This window comes from Azospirillum sp. INR13, from assembly GCF_015390205.1.
In the GTDB taxonomy this organism is placed as follows: domain Bacteria; phylum Pseudomonadota; class Alphaproteobacteria; order Azospirillales; family Azospirillaceae; genus Azospirillum.
On sequence record NZ_VUOI01000003.1, the window covers coordinates 1 to 19,654 of the forward strand.

Below are 19,654 nucleotides of genomic sequence, written 5' to 3' on the forward strand. Positions count from 1 at the left end.
CGCAGTGACCCGGCCGACGTGCAGCAGCTCCGACTGGAGTTCCTGCAGGCGCCGTTCGGTCGCCTGACGTTCGGTAAGGTCGCGGACGAAGCCGGTGAAGCGGCGCTGGCCGCCCAGCAGCACTTCGCCCACCGCCAGTTCCATCGGGAACACCGATCCGTCGCGCCGCTGGCCGGAGACGATGCGGCCGATGCCGATGATGCGGCGCTCCCCCGTCCGCCCGTAGCGCTCCAGATAGCCGTCATGCTGCTCGCGGTAGGGCGAGGGCATCAGCATGCTGATGTTGCGGCCGATCACCTCCGCCGCCACATAGCCGAACAGCCGTTCGGCTGCCGGGCTGAAGGATTCGATCAAGCCCCTTCTCGTCGATGACGATGATCGCTTCCGGCACCGTTTCCAGGATGGAGGTCAGGCGGGCCTCGCGCTCCCGCAGCGCCGCCTCCGCCCGCTTGGCTGCGGTCAGGTCGCGGATGATGCCGATATAGACGGGGGCGCCGTCCTGGCTCGCCTCGCCGATCGACAGATCCATGGGGAAGCAGGAACCGTCCTTGCACAGCCCGGTCACCTCGCGCCCGATGCCGATGATGCGGCGCTCGCCGGTGCGGTGGTAGCGTTCCAGATAGCCGTCATGCTCCTCCTGATAAGGCGACGGCATCAGCATCTTCACGTTGCGGCCGATCACCTCGGCGGCGGTCCAGCCGAACAGCCGCTCGCAGGCAGGGTTGAAGGTCTTGATCCGGCCGCGGTCGTCGATGACGACGATCCCGTCGGGCACGGTGTCCAGCATCGCCTGCAGCTGCGAAAGTGCGTCCAGGTTCTCATCCCGGATGTCGTCGGCCACGTCACAACCCTCACATGATATCAATCGGTCGTCATCGGTCTCCAGCAACACAGTAGTTGAGTGCAACCGTCGGTCAAGGCTGCAGATCGGGCAAGGCAGCCACGGCCCCGCTGCCGAGGGCGTCCAGTTCCAGATCGTCGACCGCGAGGTTCTTGGCCTTGGCCTCCACCTCGAAATCGGCCCAGGAGAGGTGGTCGGCCACCAGCCGGTTGACGGCCCGATTCCACATGCGCTGGGAATGGGCGCGCAGATCCTTCGTGGTCAGCCCGCGCGCCGCCAGCGCGGCATAGTCCGGCAGGCTGTCGGGGGGCCAATCCGCCAGCAGATCCTCGCGCGACACGCTGATGTGGGCGACCGGCCGCACCCCGCGCCAGGAGCCGATGACGGCGGCGATTCGCGGATCCTCGGGACGCAGATACTCCCCTTGCGTGCGGACCCAGTGATGGTGGAGGTCGAGAACGATCGGCACGGCGTCGGCCAGCGGCAGCAGGTCGTCCAGGCCGAACGACATCTCGTCGTTCTCGACGGTCAGCAGGTTGCGCGCATCCTCCGACAGCAGGGCAAGGCCGCGGCGGAAGCCGGCGATCCCCTCCCCGCGCCCGCCGCCGTGGATGTTGACGTGGGCGCCTTGCGGGTGCCAGCCGCCGGCCAGCCCCATCATCCGCAGGATGTCGGCATGGTATTCCAGCTCCGCCACCGCATTGTCGAGCGTGGGCGGGTTGGCGCTGTTCAGAACGCAATACTGGTCGGGGTGCAGCCCGATGCGGATCCCCGCCTCCATCGCCTTGCGGCCGGCATGCTCCAAACCCTTCTGCACCAGTGCCTGGATGCCCGGCTGGCGGTAGAGCGGCCGTCCGACCTCGTGCGTGTAGGCCGGCAGCAGTCCGCTGTTGACGCGCAGCAGGCGGCGGTAGGCCGGATGCCAGGCGACCTCGTCCAGTTGCAGATGCAGGGCCAGCAGGTTGCGGCGCAGCACCTCCGTCAGCTTTTCCTCGGCGCGGGCCGGACCCAGCTTGCTCAGCGTCGCGATGGTGACGGTGCCGGGATTCATGCGCTTGGCAAGTCCGGCGTCGCCATCGGGCGGGATGAACTGGCAGCACCAGCCGAAGCGGGGGGCGGAGGGGAACGGGAAGTGAGCGCTGTCGGGCATCGGTCGGCAACGTGAAGCGGACGGGTTCCTTGATATGGACCGCCGACAACCACCGTCCACCGCAGGGACGCAACGGAGTCACCCCATCCCGCCCATCCGGCGCAGCGCCCCGGTCGCGACCGCCTGCAGGCCCGTGCCGCGAGAATCGAGCGGGGCGGCTGCGGCGAGCGCGCCCAGCCGGTCGGCCAGCGCCCGTTCGGGTGCGCACAGCTCCTCGCACAGGATCCGCATCTCGGCGATGGATGGACGCCATTTCCGGCTGCGGCGCCAGCTGCGGGCAGCGGCATCGATGACCCAGGCCGGGTATTCGCCCAGATCCTCGGCCCAGTCGAGCGCCATCATCCGCTCCACTTCGGGCGACAGCCCCTTGGCCGGAAAATGGCTGAGCAGGGTCAGCACGCGGCCGAGCAGATGGTCGCTGTCGGCCGGGGCCAGCACGGTGGCGTACAGCTCCTCAAGGCTTTGGCGGGCGAGCGCGGCCTCGGCGGCGGTGACGCCGTCCGGCGGCGACCACAACTCGATCATGCCGTCGAAGCCGTCGTCTCCGAAGCGTGGGCGGCGGTCGGTCCGGCCCTGGGCCAGACGCTGCCGAAGCACGGGCGGCAGAGCGGCGGTCAGGCGGGCCTGCCGATCGGGAGCCGGCAGTGCCGGATCGAAGGCCGCGGCCGGCGACGATGGGGACGCCGGGGACGGGGAGCGCGGCAGGGCGGTGACGGTGGCGGTGACGCTTCGCTTTGCGGTGGTCATCGATTTCCCCTTCTACGACCAGGAGGGGGTGGCTGCGCGCTGGCGCAGTTCCGCGGCGGCGGCGGCCCAGGCGCCCAACCGCTGTTCGGCGGCGGCGGATGGACGGGTGGTTGGGGCGATCACTGTCGCAGACGGGCGGTTGCGGACGACCGGGGCCTTGCCCGCCGCCGCATCCTGCGCCAGCCAGGCCCGCCAGGCGGAGGAGACATCGCGGTAGCGGTAGCCGTGGGCCCGGCAGCGCAGGATGAACCCCTCGGCATGGCGGCCGAGGTCGATTTCCGCGTGACGGACCTTGGCCCATGCGAGGTCGTCGGCGGTCGGCATCCAGTCCTCCGGAACCGTCTGCGCCCGGCCGTGCCCGCCCGAAGCGAGCGAGTCTGAAATCTGTTTGGAATGGACCTGTTCCTGACTCGCCGGCGGACAGGGGCTGTGCATGTCCGAGTCATCCCTGTCGGCGGGCTGGACAGGGCGGGCGGAGACGGACTCCCGGTCGGAGTCTCCGGCGTTATCAAGTGGGGTGAAGCGCAAGCGGTAGAGGCAGGACAGGCGGGCGCCGTCGCGGCCGCGGCGGTGCTCGACCCCGACCAGCCCGATGTCGCTCAGGCCCTGGATGATGCGGTTGATGGTGGGGCGCGAGCGCTTCAGCTTGGCGGCCAGCGTCGATTGCGACGGCCAGCACAGGCCGTCCTCGTCGGCGAAGGTGGCGAGCGCCGCCAGGACGGCGAAGCCGTCGGCGTCCAGGCCGGGATGGTCCAGCCACCAGGCGGGAATCCGTCCCCACCGCCTGGTATCGGGGGGATTTGCCGCTGATGCGGACGGCGTCGGTGTGGGCATGGGGAAAAACTCCGCGAGGCTTTGGGGCCGGCATGGATGGGGCCGGCGAACTTGGGCGAAGGATTCCGCCGGCTGCGGCATCCGTCGAATCGCGGGCAAAAGGGACCGATCCGGTTGTGTCCCCTTCGCCCGCGGTTGTGTCCCATCGGCCCGCGCCTGTGTCGTCCTTGGTCGCGGATGTGTCCCCTTTGGTCGCGCTTGGCTTGCGAATCGGATTCGATCCCGTTTGCCCGCGCTTTGTCGGCGACCAGCGCTGTTCGCGCCGCCGCGGGCTGTCCCACTTGCCCGCGGTTTGAGGCCATGGTCTGCGGTCCGGCCCGCGGACTGTTGCCGCGGAGGAAGGCCGCTGGCCAGCTTTGCCGGCCGGATCTGTCCCATTTGCCCGCGTTTCATGGTCCGGCCGGCCGCATCACGGGATTCGCTGTGTCCCTAATGCTCGCGCTTGGGAGTCCTCCGGCGCCGGGGCTGTCCCATTTGCTCGCGCTTCGCGGTCCCATGGAGGGAAGCCGCGTCCCCGAGTCTCTGTCCCATTTGCTCGCGTTTCGCCGAACGGCCGCGCGATTCGCACGGATCCGGTCTGCCCGCCCCCCGCGGAGCGGCGCCAATCGGCGGCCTGCGACCGAAGCGCGGGCAAACGGGATACAGGCGCGGGCATTTCCTACACAAACGCGGGCAAACGGGACACAGGTCTGCGGGCGGACTCCGCCCTGCCGGTTGCCTCCGTCCGACGGCACCTCCTATCGTGGCCTTTGGCGAGGAGGGATGAGCCATGAGCAAGGCGAACGCGGTCCAACTGACTCTGTTCGAGATGGAGGACCGCAGTCAGTCCCATATGATCGCGCTTTACGACACGGCGCCGCGATTCGTTTTCGTGTCCAAAGGCCGGGGGACGGAGCCGGAACTGCCGGCCGCCAACGCGTTCGTCCAGTCGGTCCACAAGGAGTTTCCCTTCAAGGACGCCCTGTTCACGCTGACCCTGCAGCCCGCCCGCATCTACCGCCCGGCCAAGCCCGGTCCCGGCGAGGATCCGGCCGACAAGCGGATGGTCGAGTATGAGGTGTTCCCGTCCGAGCGCGAGCAGATCGTCGAACAGGTGGTCCGCCGCCTCGCCATGGACCGCTCGCGGCTGTCGCTGATGGGCGACAAGCAGGACCGGGTGCGCGTCCATTTCTCGCTTTATGAAATCCGGCGGGAGCTGCGCGCGGTCAACCGCACCATGGACACGGCGGAGATTCGCGAGGCGCTGGAGATCCTGGCCCGTACCCGCATGATCATCAGCAAGGTGCCGGAGAGCGGCCGCAAGTCGGCGCGTCCGGTCTTGGAATCCTCGGTCTTCCCGACGCTCTACATCCGCCCGCGCACCGGCGAGGGCGGCGAGGAGGACGAGAACGACACCTATCTGGAGTTCAACGCACTGGTCGCCTCGGCCATCCGCAACCTGGAATTCAAGCCGATCTCCTACCAGTGGATCATGCGGCTGAAGAGCCCGGTGGCGCGCTGGCTCTACAACCGGCTGTCGATCGAATATGGCGACCTCGATCTGGCCCGTCTGCCCGACGGGGTGCACAGCGTGCCGCCGATGATCCTGTCGGCCGACGACATCATCAACAACAGCGGCATGAACGAGTGGAGCCGGCGGCGCGACACGCTGCGCACGGTGACCCTGGCCGTCGATTCCCTGGTCGAGGAGGGCATTCTCGACCGGGTGGAGAAGACGGTGTCGAAGGACGGGCGGCGCATCAACGACATCGAATACATCATGATGCCGAGCCAGAAATTCCTGGATCAGGTCCGCCGCGGCAACGACGTGCAGGAGGCGAACGCCGCCACCTATCGCGCCATCGCCGGCAGCGACGAGCGCCCGAAGGAGTTCCTGCCCATCACCCCCGGCCAGAGCGTCGAGGTCCGCCGCCGCCGCGGCAATCTGCTGGGCGCCCGCTCCGGCCAGGGCGAAGGCTGACCCATCCTCACGCGTCGGCGCATCGCATTTCGACATCTGCTCTAATCGGGCGCCCATGGCGGACAACTGTCGGACATTGCCGCCGGACGAGCGAACGATGCGGAGGATGAGCGATGCAGACGTCCGATGGACGCAGCGAAAAGGAAAAGATGCTGGCCGGCGATCTCTATGACGCCTCGGCCCCGGAAATCCAGGCGGATCAGGCCGCCGCCAAGGAGTGGATGGTCCGCTACAACGCCGCACTCGCGCTGCCGCCCGGCGAAAGGCGCAAACTTCTGCTGGAGCGCCTCGCCGCGGTGGGCGAAGGGGCGGTCATCCGCCCGCCCTTCCATTGCGACTATGGCTACAACATCAGCCTCGGCGCCGGGGTCTTTCTCAACTTCAACTGCGTCATCCTGGACGTCGTCGCGGTGAGCATCGGCGACAAGACGCAGATCGGGCCGGGGGTCCAGATCCTGACCGCCGACCATCCGCGCGACTTCGCCGCGAGGGAAGCCGGGCTGGAGTTCGGGCGGCCCATCCATATCGGCCGCAATGTCTGGATCGGCGGCGGCGCGCTGATCCTGCCCGGCGTCACCATCGGCGACGATGCCATCGTCGGTGCCGGCAGCGTGGTGACGCGCGATGTGCCGGCCGGCGCGACGGTCATGGGGAACCCGGCCCGGATCCGGTGATCCGTTTCTTCGCGGGCGGGGTGTCGCCGGACCGGTGGCGGCACCCCGTTCCGGCGGAGGGTCCGGCCGCCGGTGCCGGTGCTTCTCCATCCGATCCATATCCAAATATTACGAAGTAATCCTCTCTTCGCCGTAAAGCGGAAAATGACCTCTACGGGATGGTTGTTTTTCTTCTGTCACATCATAGAATAAAACGATCGTGGCCGGTCGTTCAGATAATAAATAATTCGAAACAACTCGCGGCGGAAATCAACGTCGCATGTCTTTCAAAAGTCCCGGAATGCACCCTGTCGTCAAGGCGGGTCCAAGGGGATTTTGTCAGGGAGGATGCCGCCATGCGAGAAACGCAGTCCGGTTCACTGCGCCGTTTTCTGCATCGTGCCTATGTTCTCCGACACGGAGGCAGATGGGAAAGCGCACGCTCTTTACTTCCCATCACAGGCGGCGTCCGGCCTTGTTTTGCCGCACTGGGTGTTCTTGCGCTTCCCCTTCAACCGGCCGATGTGTCCGCGCGGCTCAATTCCGATGCCTTCGGAACCGGCTGCTGCCTCGTGTGGACCGGCGCGGCGGAGGGGCCGGCGGACAACACGCTGGAATCCTGGCTCGGCACGCGGGAGAAGGCACCGGCCCCCCTGCCACAGGCGGACGCGGCCCCCACCCGGACGACGGTGATCCAGAATGGGGGCGAGGTGGAGACGGATTGGCGGCTGATTCCCTTCATCGCGGCACAGGCATCCGGCGGCGTCCCGGGACAGCCGACCCTGCTGTCCATCGCCGTCACCTCGCCCTATGGGCAGCCGAACCCGCAGCATGAGGCGATCACCTATGTGCTGATCGACGATCTGCCACCGGGGACCACCCTGTCGAGCGGCGACAAGATCGCCGACGACACGTGGCGGGTGCGGTTGGAGGAGCTGCCCGGTCTCACCATGACCCTGCCGCCCGAGACGGCGGACAGCGTGACGCTGCACCTCACCGCGGTGACCGATCACGGCGGCGGCGTGATCGCCAAGCAGGCCCGGGATCTGACGATAGCGATCCTGCCGGCGGCCACCGAGACCGCCGCGGCCGACAGCGCCGCCACGCCGGAACCGGGCGGCACCCAACCGCCGGCCCAGGGCGGCTCGTCGCAGAGCATTGAAGCCGCAGCGCTTGACGGCAGGACGGAACCGGACCGGGTGGCGGACCCGGTGGCATCCGGACAGTCGGCCCCGCAGGCCGCGCCGGAGCCGACGGAAGGTGAAGCCAGTGCGCCCGCGCCTGCACCCGTGCCAGGACCGGTCGCCGATGCGCCACCCGAACCGCCACCGGAACAGACGGTCGAGGCGGCAATCGAACCGACATCGGCACCTTCACCGGAAGTGACCGCCGAACCGCCGGTCGCCGCCGCCGCCCCGCCGCCCGTCGATGCGCCGGCGGCGGTTCAGCCGGCCGCGGCCTCCCCGTCCTCGCCCCCTGCCCCGTCGGAACCGGTGGTCACCGCCCCTGTCGCCACGGTCGCCGTTGCGGCTCTTCCGCCGGCTGCCGCCCCGCCGCCGGCCCCGGAGCGGGCGCAGCCGCGGGAGGCGGCGGTGCAGCGCCCGGCGCGGCTTCCGTCCGCCGTTGCGGAGACGACGCTGATGAAGCGGGGTGACGACCTGTTCGCGCAGGGCGATCTGGCGGGCGCGCGGCTCTATTACGAGATGGTCGCCGAGACCGGCAATGCGGCGGCGGCCCTGGCGCTCGGCCGGACGCACGATCCGCTGGTCCACGAGCGGCTGCGCGTCCGCGGGCTTCCGTCCGATCCCGAACAGGCCGCGGCCTGGTACCGCCGGGCGGTCGTCGCCGGCAGCGGCGACGCGGAACAGCAACTGCAAAAGCTGACAGTCTGGCTCGCCGGCAAATCCAGGTAGCAAGATGTCGGGAACCAGGGAGGGAGCCATCATGAAGGCATCGATCGTCCGCATTCTTCTTGTGGGAGCGTGCCTGTTCGCGGGCGCCGCTTCTCCGGCATATGCTGCCGATCCGCGCGGCGTCAGCGCCAACAGCGGGACCGTCGGCATCGTGTCGGGCGGGGTCGAGGGGACCTATGTGCGGATCGCCGCCGATCTGGCCGCGGTGCTCGACGACGGCGACGCCTTGCGCGTCCTGCCGATGCTGGGCAAGGGGTCGGTCCAGAACCTCAAGGACATCGTTCTGCTGAAGGGGATCGACGTCGGCATCGTGCAGTCCGACGTGCTGGCCTATGCCAAGCGGGAACGGCTTCTGCCCAACCTGGACCGGCGCGTCAAATACATCACCAAGCTCTACAACGAGGAAATGCACATCCTGGCGGCCCCCGACGTGACGCGCATCGAGGATCTCGCCGGGCGCAAGGTGAACTTCGACGTGCAGGGAAGCGGCACGCACATGACGGCGTCGCTGGTCTTCGACATGCTGGGCATCAAGGTGGAGCCGCAGGGCAACGACCAGTCCCTGGCGCTGGAGAAGCTGCGGCGGGGCGAGATCGCGGCCATGGCCTATGTCGCCGGCAAGCCGACCCGCCTGTTCCGCGACCTGAAGGCGGGCGACGGCCTGCATTTCCTGTCGATCCCGATGAGCGCTTCCCTGCTCGACACCTATCTGCCCTCGCGACTGACCAGCGCGGATTACGAAGGGCTCATCAAGCCCGGCGAACAGGTCGACACCGTCGCCGTCGGCGCAGTCATGGCCGTCTATGGCTGGGAACGCGACCTGGAGCGGCACCGCAAGGTCGCCCGCTTCGTCGACGCCTTCTTCGGCAGGTTCGACGAGTTCCTGAAGCCGCCGCGCCATCCGAAATGGAAGGAGGTCAATCTGGCCGCCGACGTGCCCGGCTGGACCCGCTTCGAGCCCGCCGAGCAGTGGCTGCGCCAGGGAGCAGAGGGCAGAACGGCCGACGGAAAGACGGCCATGAAGGAACTCCAGCCCGCCACACTGGTGTCGTCGCCGGTACCGCGCTGACCCGTCAGCCGGCGGCTCCCGGCCCGGGAACCGCACCCGGCGGGCATTTGCCGAGGATGATCATGCCCAGCACCTCGTCCTTCGTCACGTCGGCGACGCGGGCGGTGCCGACCAGCTTGCCGTTCTTCATCACATGGATGCGGTCGGCAAGGTCGAACACGTCGTGGATGTCGTGGGAGATCAGGAAGATGCCGATGCCCTCCTGCTTCAGCTGCTTCACCAGCTCGCCCACCTGCCGGGTTTCGGCGGGGCCGAGTGCGGCGGTCGGCTCGTCCATGATCAGGACGCGGGCGTCGAAATGGATGGCGCGGGCGATGGCGACCGACTGGCGCTGTCCGCCCGACAGAGCCTTGACCGGTTCCTTGAAGCGGCGGAAATGCGGGTTGAGCCGGCCCATCACCCGGCGCGCCTCCGCCTCCATCGCGTGGTCGTCCAGCGTGCCCCAGGCGGTCAGCTTCTCCCGGCCGAGGAAGATGTTGGCGGCGGCGTCGACATTGTCGGCCAGCGCCAGCGTCTGATAGATCGTCTCGATGCCGCAACGCTTGGCGTCGCGCGGGCTGGCGAGGTGGACAGGCTCGCCATTCACCCGGATCTCGCCATGGTCGGCGGCATAGGCGCCGGACAGGATCTTGATGAGCGTCGATTTGCCGGCGCCGTTGTGGCCGAGCAGCCCGACCACCTCGCCGGGATAGAGGTCGATGCTGACGCCGTCCACCGCCTTGATGCCGCCGAAGGCGATGGAGACGTCGCGCATCTCGACCAGCGGGCGCGTTGCCGTCAACGGTTCCGACGTGGCGAGAGCGGTCATTTCATCCCCCTGCGGTAGAGCGTGTCGATGTAGACCGCGGCGACCAGCACGATGCCGACGACGATGTTCTGCATCGGCGCGTCCACCCCCAGAAGCACCATGCCGGACTGCAAGGACTGCATCACCATGGCGCCCAGCATCGCGCCCAGGATGGTGCCGACGCCGCCGGCCATCGAGGTGCCGCCGATGATCGCCGCGGCGATGACATACAGCTCGTCGAGCGTGCCGTTGGCGTTGGTGGCCGCGTTCAGCCGGGCGGTGGCGATGCACGCGGACAGGCCGCACAGCGCCCCCATCAGCCCGAACACCATCACCAGAACCCGTTTGGTGTTGATGCCCGACAGCTCCGCCGCCTCCGGGTTGCCGCCGATGGCGAAGACATAGCGGCCGAAGCGGGTGCGCCGCGTCAGGACGGTCACCGCCACGCCCACCGCCAGCGCGATCAGCACCGGGATGGCGAAGCCATGCGCCACGAAGGGCAGAGTGCCGTCGGTGGCCATCCCTTGCGCCTCCATCATCCGGCGCACCACCGGGACCGGCAGGGGATAGGCGTTGACCACCAGCACGGCGCCGGTGATGGCGGCGGCGACCAGCAGGATCACCACCCCTTCCGCCCACAAGGGCCGGACGGGAAAGCCGAAGCCGGCCCTGCGCCGCCGGGTCATCAGGATGGCGGCGACCGACAGCAGGATGGCGGCGATGCCGACCGCCCAGCTGGGACCGGCGCCGATGGCGCCCTCGAACCCGCCGCCCAGCCGCTTGAACAGCCCGTCCATCGGCGCCACCGTCTGTCCGGTCGTCACCCACCAGGCGGCGCCGCGCCAGACCATCAGCCCGCCCAGCGTGACGATGAAGGACGACACGCCGAGATAGGCGATGACGGCGCCCTGCAGCGCCCCCACCGCCCCGCCGACGGCAATCGCCGCCAGCACCGCCACCACCCAGGTCATCGGATGGTCGAAGCCCCAGATCTCCGGCAGGATGCGGGCCTGGAGCACGCCCACCACCATGCCGGTGAAGCCCAGGATGGAGCCCACCGACAGGTCGATGTTGCGGGTAACGATGACCAGCACCATGCCCGTCGCCATCACGGCGACGGACGCGGTCTGTACCGACAGGTTCCACAGGTTGCGCGGGGTCAGGAAGGCGCCGCCGGTCAGGAGGTCGAATCCGATCCAGACGATGGCGAGCGCCCCGATCATCCCGACCATGCGGGTGTCCAGCTCCAGCGCGCGCAGGGCGTCGCCGATGCCGGCCCGCCGGCCTGACGGCGCATCCGGGGAGGACGCCGGGGACAGGGTGGTGGACGGCTCGGCCATCAGTTGCAGACCTTGACGCTGCCGGGCTTCACGCCCTGGCAGACGACGTCCTTGGTCACCCAGCCGGCGTCGATCACTTGGCCGAGGTTGTCCTTGGTGATGGCGATGGGGGTGAGGAACAGGGAGGTCATCTTCTGCTTCTTCGGCCCACCGTCGAAGCTGGTGGCGCCGGCGATGTCGGTCATCTTCTTGCCGCCGGCAAGCTCCATGGCGATCTCCGCGGCGCGGCGGCCGAGTTCGCGGGCGTCCTTCCACACCGACACCGTCTGGGTGCCGAGCGCGATGCGGTTCAGCGCCGCCTTGTCGCCGTCCTGGCCCGACACCGGCACGGTTCCCGCCAGCCCCTGCGCCGCCAGCGCCGCGACCGCGCCGCCCGCCGTACCGTCGTTGGAGGCGACCACGGCATCGACCTTGTTGCCGGTCTTGGTCAGGATCTGCTCCATGTTCTGCTGGGCGATGGCCGGCAGCCATTTGTCGGTGTAGGCCTCGCCGACATTCTTCACGTCGCCGCGGTCGATGGCGGCCTTCAGCACCTCCATCTGGCCGGCGAACAGGAAGTCGGCGTTGGGATCGGTGGAGCTGCCCTTGATGAAGGCGTAGTTGCCCTTGGGCTTCAGCGCGAAGACGCTGCGCGCCTGGAGGCGGCCGACCTCCTTGTTGTCGAAGGTGATGTAGAAGGCGGACGGGATTTCGATCAGCCGGTCATAGCCGACGACCGGGATGCCCTCCGCCGCCGCCTTCTCCACCGCCGGGCGGATGGCGTCGCCGTCCTGCGCCAGGATGATCAGCGCCTGGGCGCCGCGGGAGATCAGCGATTCGATGTCCGACAGCTGCTTGGCCGGCGAGGACTGGGCGTCGGCCGACAGGTATTTGCCGCCGGCCTTCTCGATCACCGCCTTGATCGCCGCCTCGTCGGTTTTCCAGCGCTCTTCCTGGAAGTTGGACCAGGAGACGCCGACGGTGGTGCCGGCGGCGAGCGCCGTGGTTGCGGTCAGGGTCATGAACAGACCGGCTGCTGCTGCGGTAAGGCGGTGCTTCATCGTGTTTCCTCCCTGTGTGGCCGCATCGGGGCGGCGGCATTTATGGACGTGAAGTCTGCCAATTCCCCCTCTCCCCCCCGGGGAGAGGGTCGGGGTGAGGGGGATGCAAAGCGTGGAATTGGTGGAGAGCGGGAAGGGCGGGATTCTTGAAGATCCTCGCCGCGCGACCCCCTCACCCTAACCCTCTCCCCGGGGGGGAGAGGGGATATAGTCGCGGGGGTCAGACGTACCGGTTGACGACGTTCTCCAGATACTCCTGCCGGCCGGAGCGCGGTTGGGGGTTGAGGCCCGAGGTCAGCGCGCGATCGGCCAGCGTGGCGAGGTCGCGCTTACCGGACAGGATCGCTTGGCCCTCCGCACTGTCCCAGCCGGCGTAGCGCCCGGCCAGCGGCTTGGTCAGGGGCGCCGTCCTCCAGCATCTGAGCCGCCTGCAGCAGGGCGCGGGCGCAGGCGTCGATGCCGCCGATGTGGCCATGCAGCAGGTCCTCCGGGTCGAGCGACTGGCGGCGGATCTTGGCGTCGAAATTCAGGCCGCCGGTGGTGAAGCCGCCGCCCCTGAGGATGTCGTGCATGACCACCGTCAGCTCGCCGATGTCGTTGGCGAACTGGTCGGTGTCCCAGCCCAGCAGCGCGTCGCCGCGGTTCATGTCGAGCGAACCGAAGATGCCGAGCGCCAGCGCCAGCGCCACCTCGTGCTGGAAGCTGTGGCCGGCGAGGATGGCGTGGTTCTGCTCGATGTTCACCCGCACGTCGGCCAGCAGGTCGTAACGCTCCAGGAAGCCGTAGACGGTGGCGACGTCGAAATCGTACTGGTGCTTGGTCGGCTCGCGCGGCTTCGGTTCGATCAGGATCGGGCCGTCGAAGCCGATCCTGTGCTTGTGCTCCACCACCATCGAAACGAAGCGGCCCATCTGGTCCAGCTCGCGCTTCAGGTCGGTGTTCAGCAGCGTCTCGTAGCCCTCGCGGCCGCCCCACATGACGTAGTTGGCGCCGCCCAGCGCATGGGTGGCCTCCAGTGCCGCGCGCACCTGCCCGCAGGCGTATAGGAAGACCTCCGGGTCCGGGTTGGTCGCCGCACCGGCCATGTAGCGGCGGTGGGAGAACAGGTTTGCCGTGCCCCACAGCAGACGGACCTTGGCGGTCTCCATCTTGGCCGCGAACAGTTCGGTGATGACTTTCAGGTTGTCGACGCTTTCGACCAGCGTGGCACCCTCCGGTGCGGCGTCGAGGTCGTGGAAGCAGAAGAAGGGAACGTCGAGCAGGCGGAACATCTCGAAGGCGACATCGGCCTTGGCGTGCGCCGCCTGCATCGGGTCGAGGCCGGGGCGCATCCATGGGCGCTGGAAGGTCTCGCCGCCGAAGGGGTCGCCGCCCGGCCAGCAGAAGCTGTGCCAGTAGCAGGCGGCCAGCCGCAGATGGTCCTCCATCCGCTTGCCCAGCACCACACGGTCCTTGTCGTACCAGCGGTAGGACAGCGGGTCGCGGCTGTCCGGTCCGCGATAGGCCACCGGGGACAGGTCGCCGAAGAATGAGGCGGTGCTCAAGACGCGAACTCCTTGGCAAGGGGGTAGAGCCGGCGCCAGCGCAGCCAAGCCTGGCTGTACGCATCGGTGCGGGCCGGATCGGGGGTGAAGGTCTCTAGACGGCGGGGCTTGCGGCAGACGGTGGCGGGGGACTCTCCGGTTGCGGCCATGCGGCCGAGATGGGCGGCGCCGAGAGCGGCACCGACCTCGCCGTCCTCGATGCGGTGGATGGTGACGCCCAGCACGTCGGCGCAGATCCGCGCCCACAGCCGCGAGCGGGAGCCGCCGCCGGCAAGGTCGAGAGAGGTTGGGGCACCAGCCCCCAGCGCCACCAGATTGTCGCGGGCGGCGAAGGCGACGCCTTCCAGCACGGTCTGTACCATGGCGTTCCGGCCGGTCTCCGCCGACAGGCCGGCGAACAGGCCGCGCACGGTGGCGTCGTTGTGGGGGGTGCGCTCGCCCGACAGGTAGGGCAGGAAGGCGACCGGCGACGGGCCGTCCACCGCATCGCCGAGCGGAGCCAGCAGCTCCGCCTCCGGCGCGCCGAGGGTGGAGGCGGCCCAGGCCAGCGAGGCGGCGGACGACAGCATCACGCCCATCTGGTGCCAGACGCCGGGCAGCGCGTGCAGAAGGCATGGACTGCCATCGCCGGGTTGGGCAGGAAGCGGTCGGTCGTCCGCCACAGCACGCCGGAGGTGCCGAGACTGAGAAAGCCGTCGCCCGGCGTGATGGCGCCGAGGCCGACGGCGCTGGCCGCGCAGTCCCCCGCCCCGCCCGCCACCACCGGCGGCTCCCGCATGCCCCAGCGGCGGGCGAGGTCGGGCGACAGCCGGGCGACGGCATCGGAGCCTTCGGCCAGATCCGGCATGTGGGCACGGGTCATGCCGGTGGCGGCGAGCAGGTCGTCCGACCAGTCGCGCCGGCCGACGTCGAGCCACAGCGTGCCGGAGGCGTCCGACATCTCCTCCACCATCGCGCCGGTGAAGCGCCAGCGGACATAGGCCTTGGGCAGCAGCACCTTGGCGAGTGCTGCGAAGATGTCCGGCTCCTCCTCCGCCACCCACAGCAGCTTGGGCGCAGTGAAGCCGGGCATGGCGATGTTGCCGCTGATGGAGCGCAGTGTCGGAAGGGTTTCCTCCAGCGTCGCGCATTGGCGGTGGGATCGGCCGTCGTTCCACAGGATGGCGGGGCGCAGCACTTGGTTGTCGCGGCCCAGCAGGACGGCACCATGCATCTGCCCGGAGAAACCGATGCCGAGCACGGCGGCGAGCGCGGCCGGCTGGTGCTCCCGTAGCTCATCCACCGCGGCGAGGGCGGCGGCGACCCAGTCCTCCGGCTCCTGCTCCGACCACAGCGGGTGGGGGCGGGAGACGGTGCAGGGGCGGGACGCGCTGCCGGCGACGGCCCCGTCGGCGTCGGTCAGAACCGCCTTGACGCTGGATGTGCCGATGTCGATCCCGAGAAACATGTCTTTCGGCCTTGTTTGTCGCCCCTCAGGCTTTGATGTCCTTCAGGGCAGGTTGTCGCGCAGGATGACCTGGACCCGGATATGCTCCTGCGCCGCGACGATCTCCTGGCCGGTGACCAGGGCGTGGAGCACCCGAGCCATGGAGCGCGCCTCGTGCCCCGGATCCTGGGCGACCAGGGCGGCGAAGGTGCCGTCCAGCAGCATGCGGCGGGTGGCGGGCGTCAGCTCGTGCCCGACGCAGAGAATCTTGCGGGCGAGACCGGCCTCGGCCAGCGCCTCGCCGATGCCGACGGAGCCTTCGCCGGTGTTGTAGATCGCCACCAGATCGGGCGTGCCGGCCAGCATGCGGCGGACCAGATCGCGGTTGCGGTCGGGATCGTCGCGCCCCTCCACCGGCGGCAGGCGGGTCAGGTGGGGAAATTCCTCCGCCAGCACCTGCCCGAAGCCGAAGCGGCGTTCGGCATGGTCGCGCAGGCTGCCCGATCCGGTGACGATGCCGACCGAGCCGCCGGCCTCACCCTTGCGCGGCGGGCCGCGGAAACGGCCGAGCAGAGACCCGGCTGTGCGGCCGGCGGCGATGTTGTCGATGCCGACATAATGCTGACGCCGCGACGACGGGGCGTCCGACACCAGTGTCACCACCGACATGCCGCCTTCCACCAGATCATCGATGGCTGCGCGGATGCGCGGATGGTCCAGCGCCACCAGCGCCACCGCGTCGAAGCGGCCCGGCAGCCCGGTCAATTCCGTAGCCAGGATGTCGGCGTCGAACACGTCGGTCTCGATGATCTCCACCGCGATGCGTCGTGCGCGGAACCAGTCGGCCTGGGCGCGGACATTGTCGGCGATGTCCATCATGAAGCGGTTGCCGCCGCTGGGCAGGACCACGGCAAAGCGCCAGGAGCGCGACCGCGCCAGCTCCGCCGCAGCCGCCAGCGGGCGGAAACCCAGCCGCTGCACCGCCTCATGCACCTTGAGCGCGGTCTTGGCGCTGACGCCGGGCCGTCCGTTGATTACCCGATCCGCCGTCGCAAGGCTGACGCCGGCCGCCGCCGCCACGTCGCGCAGGGTCAGGGGTGCATCGTTGATTTGATTGTTCATGTCACAAACCATATTCCGGGCACCTTGAGGTGCGCAACTCAGATTTTGAGGTTCTGGCCCCGATTGGACTTTTGTCTGAAGCATGGCGGAGCTTGGTTCATGCCCTTTCAGGTACGTACGTCAGACTGCAGCGTTCCGCCGTCATCATAGGGCTTAGGCGGCGCGAATCGCTGCCCCCGACCGGAGACTGCGCTACTCCCGATGGGGTCCCTCACCTCCGATTGCACCCATGACCGGGGGACTCGCGGGAATTTAGGCTTGCTCCTCCCTCGTGCCACAGCGAGAGCAGGGTTGAATGCCGCAGCTGAGAACCCATCAGCAACTGGTCAGCGCCATCGCCGACGCCATCGGCCAGCAGCAGACGGAGGTTCGCGACGTTCTGGCGGCGGTCACGCCCGGCGGGGGGAAATCGCTGCTGCCGGTCATCATGGCGGCGGCGCTGCACAAGGCGGGGCGGATCGACCGGGTGTGCTGGATCGTGCCGCGCGACAGCCTGCGCCAGCAGGCGGAGGAGGCCTTCGTCGATCCGCGCTGGCGCGAGGTGTTGGGACACACTCTCGCCCTGCGCGCGGCGGAGAACGGGCGCGACCTCTGCCGCGGCCTGCAGGGCTACATCACGACCTATCAGGCAGTCGCCGCGGCGCCGGACCTGCACCTGCAGGAGTTCCGCCGTCACCGCTATCTTCTGGCGGTGGACGAGTTGCACCATCTGCCGGCGGTGTTCGACACCGACCGCATGGCCGCGGTCGAGGAGGAGACGGCCTGGAGCCGCTCCATCCTGCCGCTGCTGGAGAATGCGTCGGCCCGCCTGCTGATGAGCGGGACGCTGGAGCGCGCCGACGGCCGTCCGATCCTGTGGCTGCCCTACCGCGCGCCGCAGGGAACCCGCAAGGTGCGGGAGATCGATTTCAAGGCGCCGGGTTGGGCGGTGGTCGGCTATTCCCGCCGGCAGGCGCTGGCCGAGAAGGCGATCCTGCCCGTCACCTTCGGGGCGATGGACGGCTCGGCCTCCTGGCTGGATGCGGAGCGGACCAACCGCTGGGTCGATGCGCTGTCCAAGGCGGGGGAGAACACGCGCGCCGCCCTGTTCACCGCGCTGCGCACCGGTTTCGCCCAGGCGATGCTGCGCGAGGCCTATCGCTCCTGCCGCGAGCATCGGGCGAAGCGGCGGGCGGAGCTGAAGCTGCCGCGCGGGCGCGACGATCCGGGACTGGGCAAGCTGCTGGTCATCGCGCCGGACCAGGGGACGGCGCGCTTCTATCTGGAGACGTTGCAGGGCTGGATGCCGAAGGAGCAGGCCGGGCGCATGGCGCGGCTTGCCATCTCCGAATGCCGCGACGCGCAGGAGGTGGTGGCTGCCTTCCGCCTGCGGTCCGAGCCGGCGGTGCTGGTCTCCGTCGCCATGGCCTATGAGGGGCTGGACGCGCCGTCCATCACCCATGTGGCCTGCCTGACCCACATCCGCTCGCGCCCTTGGCTGGAGCAGGCGATCGCGCGGGCGACGCGGGTGGACCCGCATGGCGGCCCCTATGACCGGCAGCGGGCGCTGATCTACCATCCGTCCGACGCGCTGTTCGAGCAGTTCCGCACCATGGTGGAGACCCAGCAGGGCACCCGCGCCATGGTGAAGACCCGCCGTCCCCAGCAGGAGCTTCCCTTCGAACGCAGCACGGAGCGGGAGCCGGAGATCATCCCGCTGGAATCCAACGCCACTGCGTTGAGTTTCGCGGTGGTGGCGCCCGGCCCCGATTTCGGCTCCCACTCGCGCGATCCGGGGGAGCTGCCGCTGACGCCGAGCGCCGCCGAGCATCACCTGCGCCAGCGGATCGGCCAGCTGGTCGCGGCGCAGGTGATCGAGGACGAGGACAACAACCTCGTCGCCGAGGGGCCGACCGGCTACCACATCTACAACGCCGTGCTGAAGCGACTGATGAAGAAGGCGCGTTCCGAAATGACGCTGTCGGAGCTGGAGGCGACCGTCGGCTGGCTGGAGCGCAACCGGCTGTCCGACCACCGCCACCTGATCGCCGACGACCCGCAGTTCCAGTGGTCCACCCGGCGGCGGGGGCATACCATCGCATATGGCTCCCTCTCCCGCCCCGGGAGAGGGAAGGGGCCCGCCGCGAAGCGGTGGGAAGGGTGAGGGGTTAGGCACGAAGCCGTGCGGTTCGGGATCCTTGCTTTACCCCTCACCCTCCCCACGCCTATAGGCGTGGGTCCCCTCCCTCTCCCGGGGCGGGAGAGGGCGTTTTCGGTCACTTCGACCGCGGACACCGCCCCTCCAGCAGGTCGCGTTCGCGGGTCAGCGCGTCGGCCATGAAGTCGAGGAAGGCGCGGACGCGGCCCATGTGGCGCAGATCCTCGTGCGTCAGCAGCCAGAGCTTGGCGTCGGCCTCCGGCACCGGATCGCCGATGCGGCGGAAGGCGGGGTCGCGGTCCACCACCCCGCAGGGCAGCAGGCCGAGTCCTATCCCGGCCCGCACCGCCTCCACCGCACCGGCGACCGAATTCACCCGGTAGCCGATGGACGCCGACGGCACCGTCCGTTTCATCCAATGGGCAAGGGAGGTGTGCTCGAAGGACTCGTCCAGCCCGACCCACGGATGCCTGTCCAGGTCGTCGGCACCGCCGACCCGGTCCAGATGGGAGGATGCGCCATAGACGGCAAAAGCCAGTCCCGACACCGCCCGCCCGACGAGGTTCTCCGGCGGCCGGCTGGTGGCGCGGATCGCCACGTCGGCCTCGCGCCGGGTCAGGCTGAGCGACGCCTCCGCCGCCACCAGATCGACGCGCAGTTCGGGATGCAGCCGGCGGAAGGCGGCGATGTGGTGCGGCAGGATGTAGAGGGTCAGGATGTCGACGGTGGTCACGCGCAGGCTGCCGCCGATCCGGGTGTCGCGGCCGGACAGCAGGCGGTTGGCGGCGGCCAGATCCTCCTCCATCTTCTGCGCCACGCGGTGCATCTCGTCGCCCGCCGCGGTCAGCACATACCCGCCGGGCAGCTTGTCGAACAGCTGGGCGCCCATGGCTTGTTCCAGCGCCGTCACCCGGCGCAGCACCGTGCTGTGGTTCACCCCCAGGACGCGGGCGGCGGCCGACAGGGAGCCATGCCGTGCCACGGCCAGCAGGTAACGCAGGTCATCCCAATTGTTACCGTTTCCCATTTATTCCCGCTCATTCCTGCAGATGCTTTTTGCAAAACTGGTCAATTTGCGCTCACCAGAGCAC

The 19,654-nt window shown here is 69.0% G+C and carries 16 protein-coding genes and 1 pseudogene; 5 read left to right on the forward strand and 12 right to left on the reverse strand.

All coding sequences use genetic code 11. From position 1 onward, the window contains the following. From F1643_RS24325 to F1643_RS03145, 5 genes are all read right to left on the reverse strand, one after another. Nucleotides 1–309: PAS domain S-box protein (locus F1643_RS24325; RefSeq protein ID WP_370540466.1), on the reverse strand; the 309-nt coding region annotated here is incomplete at its 3' end. Further along, nucleotides 242–841: a PAS domain S-box protein gene (locus tag F1643_RS24330; RefSeq protein ID WP_370540446.1), complete on the reverse strand. Its 600-nt coding sequence runs from the start codon at nucleotides 839–841 to the stop codon at nucleotides 242–244. The genes F1643_RS24325 and F1643_RS24330, both read right to left, overlap by 68 nt. Before the next feature lie 73 nt (nucleotides 842–914). Next, entirely contained in the window at nucleotides 915–1,991 is a 1,077-nt protein-coding gene (locus F1643_RS03135; protein ID WP_194910725.1) for a UV damage endonuclease UvsE, read from the reverse strand. A 78-nt stretch (nucleotides 1,992–2,069) separates the two neighbouring features. Further along, on the reverse strand, nucleotides 2,070–2,738 hold the full coding sequence (locus tag F1643_RS03140; RefSeq protein ID WP_194910727.1) for a hypothetical protein: 669 nt from the start codon (nucleotides 2,736–2,738) through the stop codon (nucleotides 2,070–2,072). A gap of 12 nt (nucleotides 2,739–2,750) precedes the next feature. Further along, nucleotides 2,751–3,572 carry a helix-turn-helix domain-containing protein gene (locus F1643_RS03145; RefSeq protein ID WP_194910729.1) on the reverse strand — a complete coding sequence of 274 codons (822 nt, stop codon included), beginning with the start codon at nucleotides 3,570–3,572 and terminating at the stop codon, nucleotides 2,751–2,753. A 769-nt stretch (nucleotides 3,573–4,341) separates the two neighbouring features. On the opposite strand from F1643_RS03145, the gene F1643_RS03150 reads away from it, so the two are divergent. From F1643_RS03150 to F1643_RS03165, 4 genes are all read left to right on the forward strand, one after another. Then, the gene (locus tag F1643_RS03150; protein ID WP_194910731.1) at nucleotides 4,342–5,532 is read left to right on the forward strand and encodes a plasmid replication protein; all 1,191 of its coding nucleotides are present in this window, start codon (nucleotides 4,342–4,344) and stop codon (nucleotides 5,530–5,532) included. A 113-nt stretch (nucleotides 5,533–5,645) separates the two neighbouring features. Beyond that, a complete protein-coding gene (locus tag F1643_RS03155; protein WP_255542351.1) occupies nucleotides 5,646–6,206 on the forward strand; it encodes a sugar O-acetyltransferase in 561 nt (186 codons plus the stop codon). A gap of 503 nt (nucleotides 6,207–6,709) precedes the next feature. Beyond that, a complete protein-coding gene (locus tag F1643_RS03160; RefSeq protein WP_194910733.1) occupies nucleotides 6,710–8,098 on the forward strand; it encodes a hypothetical protein in 1,389 nt (462 codons plus the stop codon). 31 nt (nucleotides 8,099–8,129) lie between these two features. Continuing rightward, a complete protein-coding gene (locus F1643_RS03165; RefSeq protein WP_255542352.1) occupies nucleotides 8,130–9,167 on the forward strand; it encodes a TAXI family TRAP transporter solute-binding subunit in 1,038 nt (345 codons plus the stop codon). Between the two features lie 4 nt (nucleotides 9,168–9,171). Here the strand turns inward: F1643_RS03165 and F1643_RS03170 are convergent, their stop codons facing one another. The 6 genes and pseudogenes from F1643_RS03170 to F1643_RS03195 form a co-directional block, all read right to left on the reverse strand. Continuing rightward, entirely contained in the window at nucleotides 9,172–9,975 is an 804-nt protein-coding gene (locus F1643_RS03170; RefSeq protein ID WP_194910737.1) for an ATP-binding cassette domain-containing protein, read from the reverse strand. After that, complete coding sequence (locus tag F1643_RS03175; protein WP_194910739.1) at nucleotides 9,972–11,294, reverse strand: sugar ABC transporter permease; 1,323 nt, start codon at nucleotides 11,292–11,294, stop codon at nucleotides 9,972–9,974. Before F1643_RS03175 ends, F1643_RS03170 begins: the two co-directional genes overlap by 4 nt. Continuing rightward, complete coding sequence (gene xylF / locus F1643_RS03180; RefSeq protein ID WP_194910741.1) at nucleotides 11,294–12,334, reverse strand: D-xylose ABC transporter substrate-binding protein; 1,041 nt, start codon at nucleotides 12,332–12,334, stop codon at nucleotides 11,294–11,296. The genes F1643_RS03175 and xylF overlap by 1 nt, the downstream gene beginning before the upstream one ends. Before the next feature lie 329 nt (nucleotides 12,335–12,663). Then, complete coding sequence (xylA, locus tag F1643_RS03185) at nucleotides 12,664–13,878, reverse strand: xylose isomerase (protein ID WP_370540447.1); 1,215 nt, start codon at nucleotides 13,876–13,878, stop codon at nucleotides 12,664–12,666. After that, nucleotides 13,875–15,325, reverse strand: a pseudogene (xylB, locus tag F1643_RS03190) (xylulokinase). Before xylB ends, xylA begins: the two are co-directional and overlap by 4 nt. A 42-nt stretch (nucleotides 15,326–15,367) precedes the next feature. After that, a complete protein-coding gene (locus tag F1643_RS03195) occupies nucleotides 15,368–16,426 on the reverse strand; it encodes a LacI family DNA-binding transcriptional regulator (protein WP_194910744.1) in 1,059 nt (352 codons plus the stop codon). A 295-nt stretch (nucleotides 16,427–16,721) separates the two neighbouring features. On the opposite strand from F1643_RS03195, the gene F1643_RS03200 reads away from it, so the two are divergent. After that, nucleotides 16,722–18,569 carry a DEAD/DEAH box helicase gene (locus F1643_RS03200; RefSeq protein ID WP_194910746.1) on the forward strand — a complete coding sequence of 616 codons (1,848 nt, stop codon included), beginning with the start codon at nucleotides 16,722–16,724 and terminating at the stop codon, nucleotides 18,567–18,569. Nucleotides 18,570–18,681: 112 nt separating this feature from the next. On the opposite strand, the gene F1643_RS03205 is transcribed toward F1643_RS03200, so the two are convergent. After that, entirely contained in the window at nucleotides 18,682–19,590 is a 909-nt protein-coding gene (locus F1643_RS03205) for a LysR family transcriptional regulator (protein ID WP_194910747.1), read from the reverse strand. Between the last annotated feature and the right edge of the window lie 64 nt (nucleotides 19,591–19,654).

Bases quoted from the DNA above. Each gene is read 5' to 3' on its own strand.
- F1643_RS03145 (WP_194910729.1), bottom strand. From the start codon at position 3,572: ATGCCCACACCGACGCCGTCCGCATCAGCGGCAAATCCCCCCGATACC.
- F1643_RS03195 (WP_194910744.1), bottom strand. From the start codon at position 16,426: ATGAACAATCAAATCAACGATGCACCCCTGACCCTGCGCGACGTGGCG.
- F1643_RS03165 (WP_255542352.1), top strand. From the start codon at position 8,130: ATGAAGGCATCGATCGTCCGCATTCTTCTTGTGGGAGCGTGCCTGTTC.
- F1643_RS03175 (WP_194910739.1), bottom strand. From the start codon at position 11,294: ATGGCCGAGCCGTCCACCACCCTGTCCCCGGCGTCCTCCCCGGATGCG.
- F1643_RS03205 (WP_194910747.1), bottom strand. From the start codon at position 19,590: ATGGGAAACGGTAACAATTGGGATGACCTGCGTTACCTGCTGGCCGTG.
- F1643_RS03150 (WP_194910731.1), top strand. From the start codon at position 4,342: ATGAGCAAGGCGAACGCGGTCCAACTGACTCTGTTCGAGATGGAGGAC.
- F1643_RS03170 (WP_194910737.1), bottom strand. From the start codon at position 9,975: ATGACCGCTCTCGCCACGTCGGAACCGTTGACGGCAACGCGCCCGCTG.
- F1643_RS03135 (WP_194910725.1), bottom strand. From the start codon at position 1,991: ATGCCCGACAGCGCTCACTTCCCGTTCCCCTCCGCCCCCCGCTTCGGC.
- xylF (WP_194910741.1), bottom strand. From the start codon at position 12,334: ATGAAGCACCGCCTTACCGCAGCAGCAGCCGGTCTGTTCATGACCCTG.
- F1643_RS03140 (WP_194910727.1), bottom strand. From the start codon at position 2,738: ATGACCACCGCAAAGCGAAGCGTCACCGCCACCGTCACCGCCCTGCCG.
- F1643_RS03200 (WP_194910746.1), top strand. From the start codon at position 16,722: ATGCCGCAGCTGAGAACCCATCAGCAACTGGTCAGCGCCATCGCCGAC.
- F1643_RS03155 (WP_255542351.1), top strand. From the start codon at position 5,646: ATGCAGACGTCCGATGGACGCAGCGAAAAGGAAAAGATGCTGGCCGGC.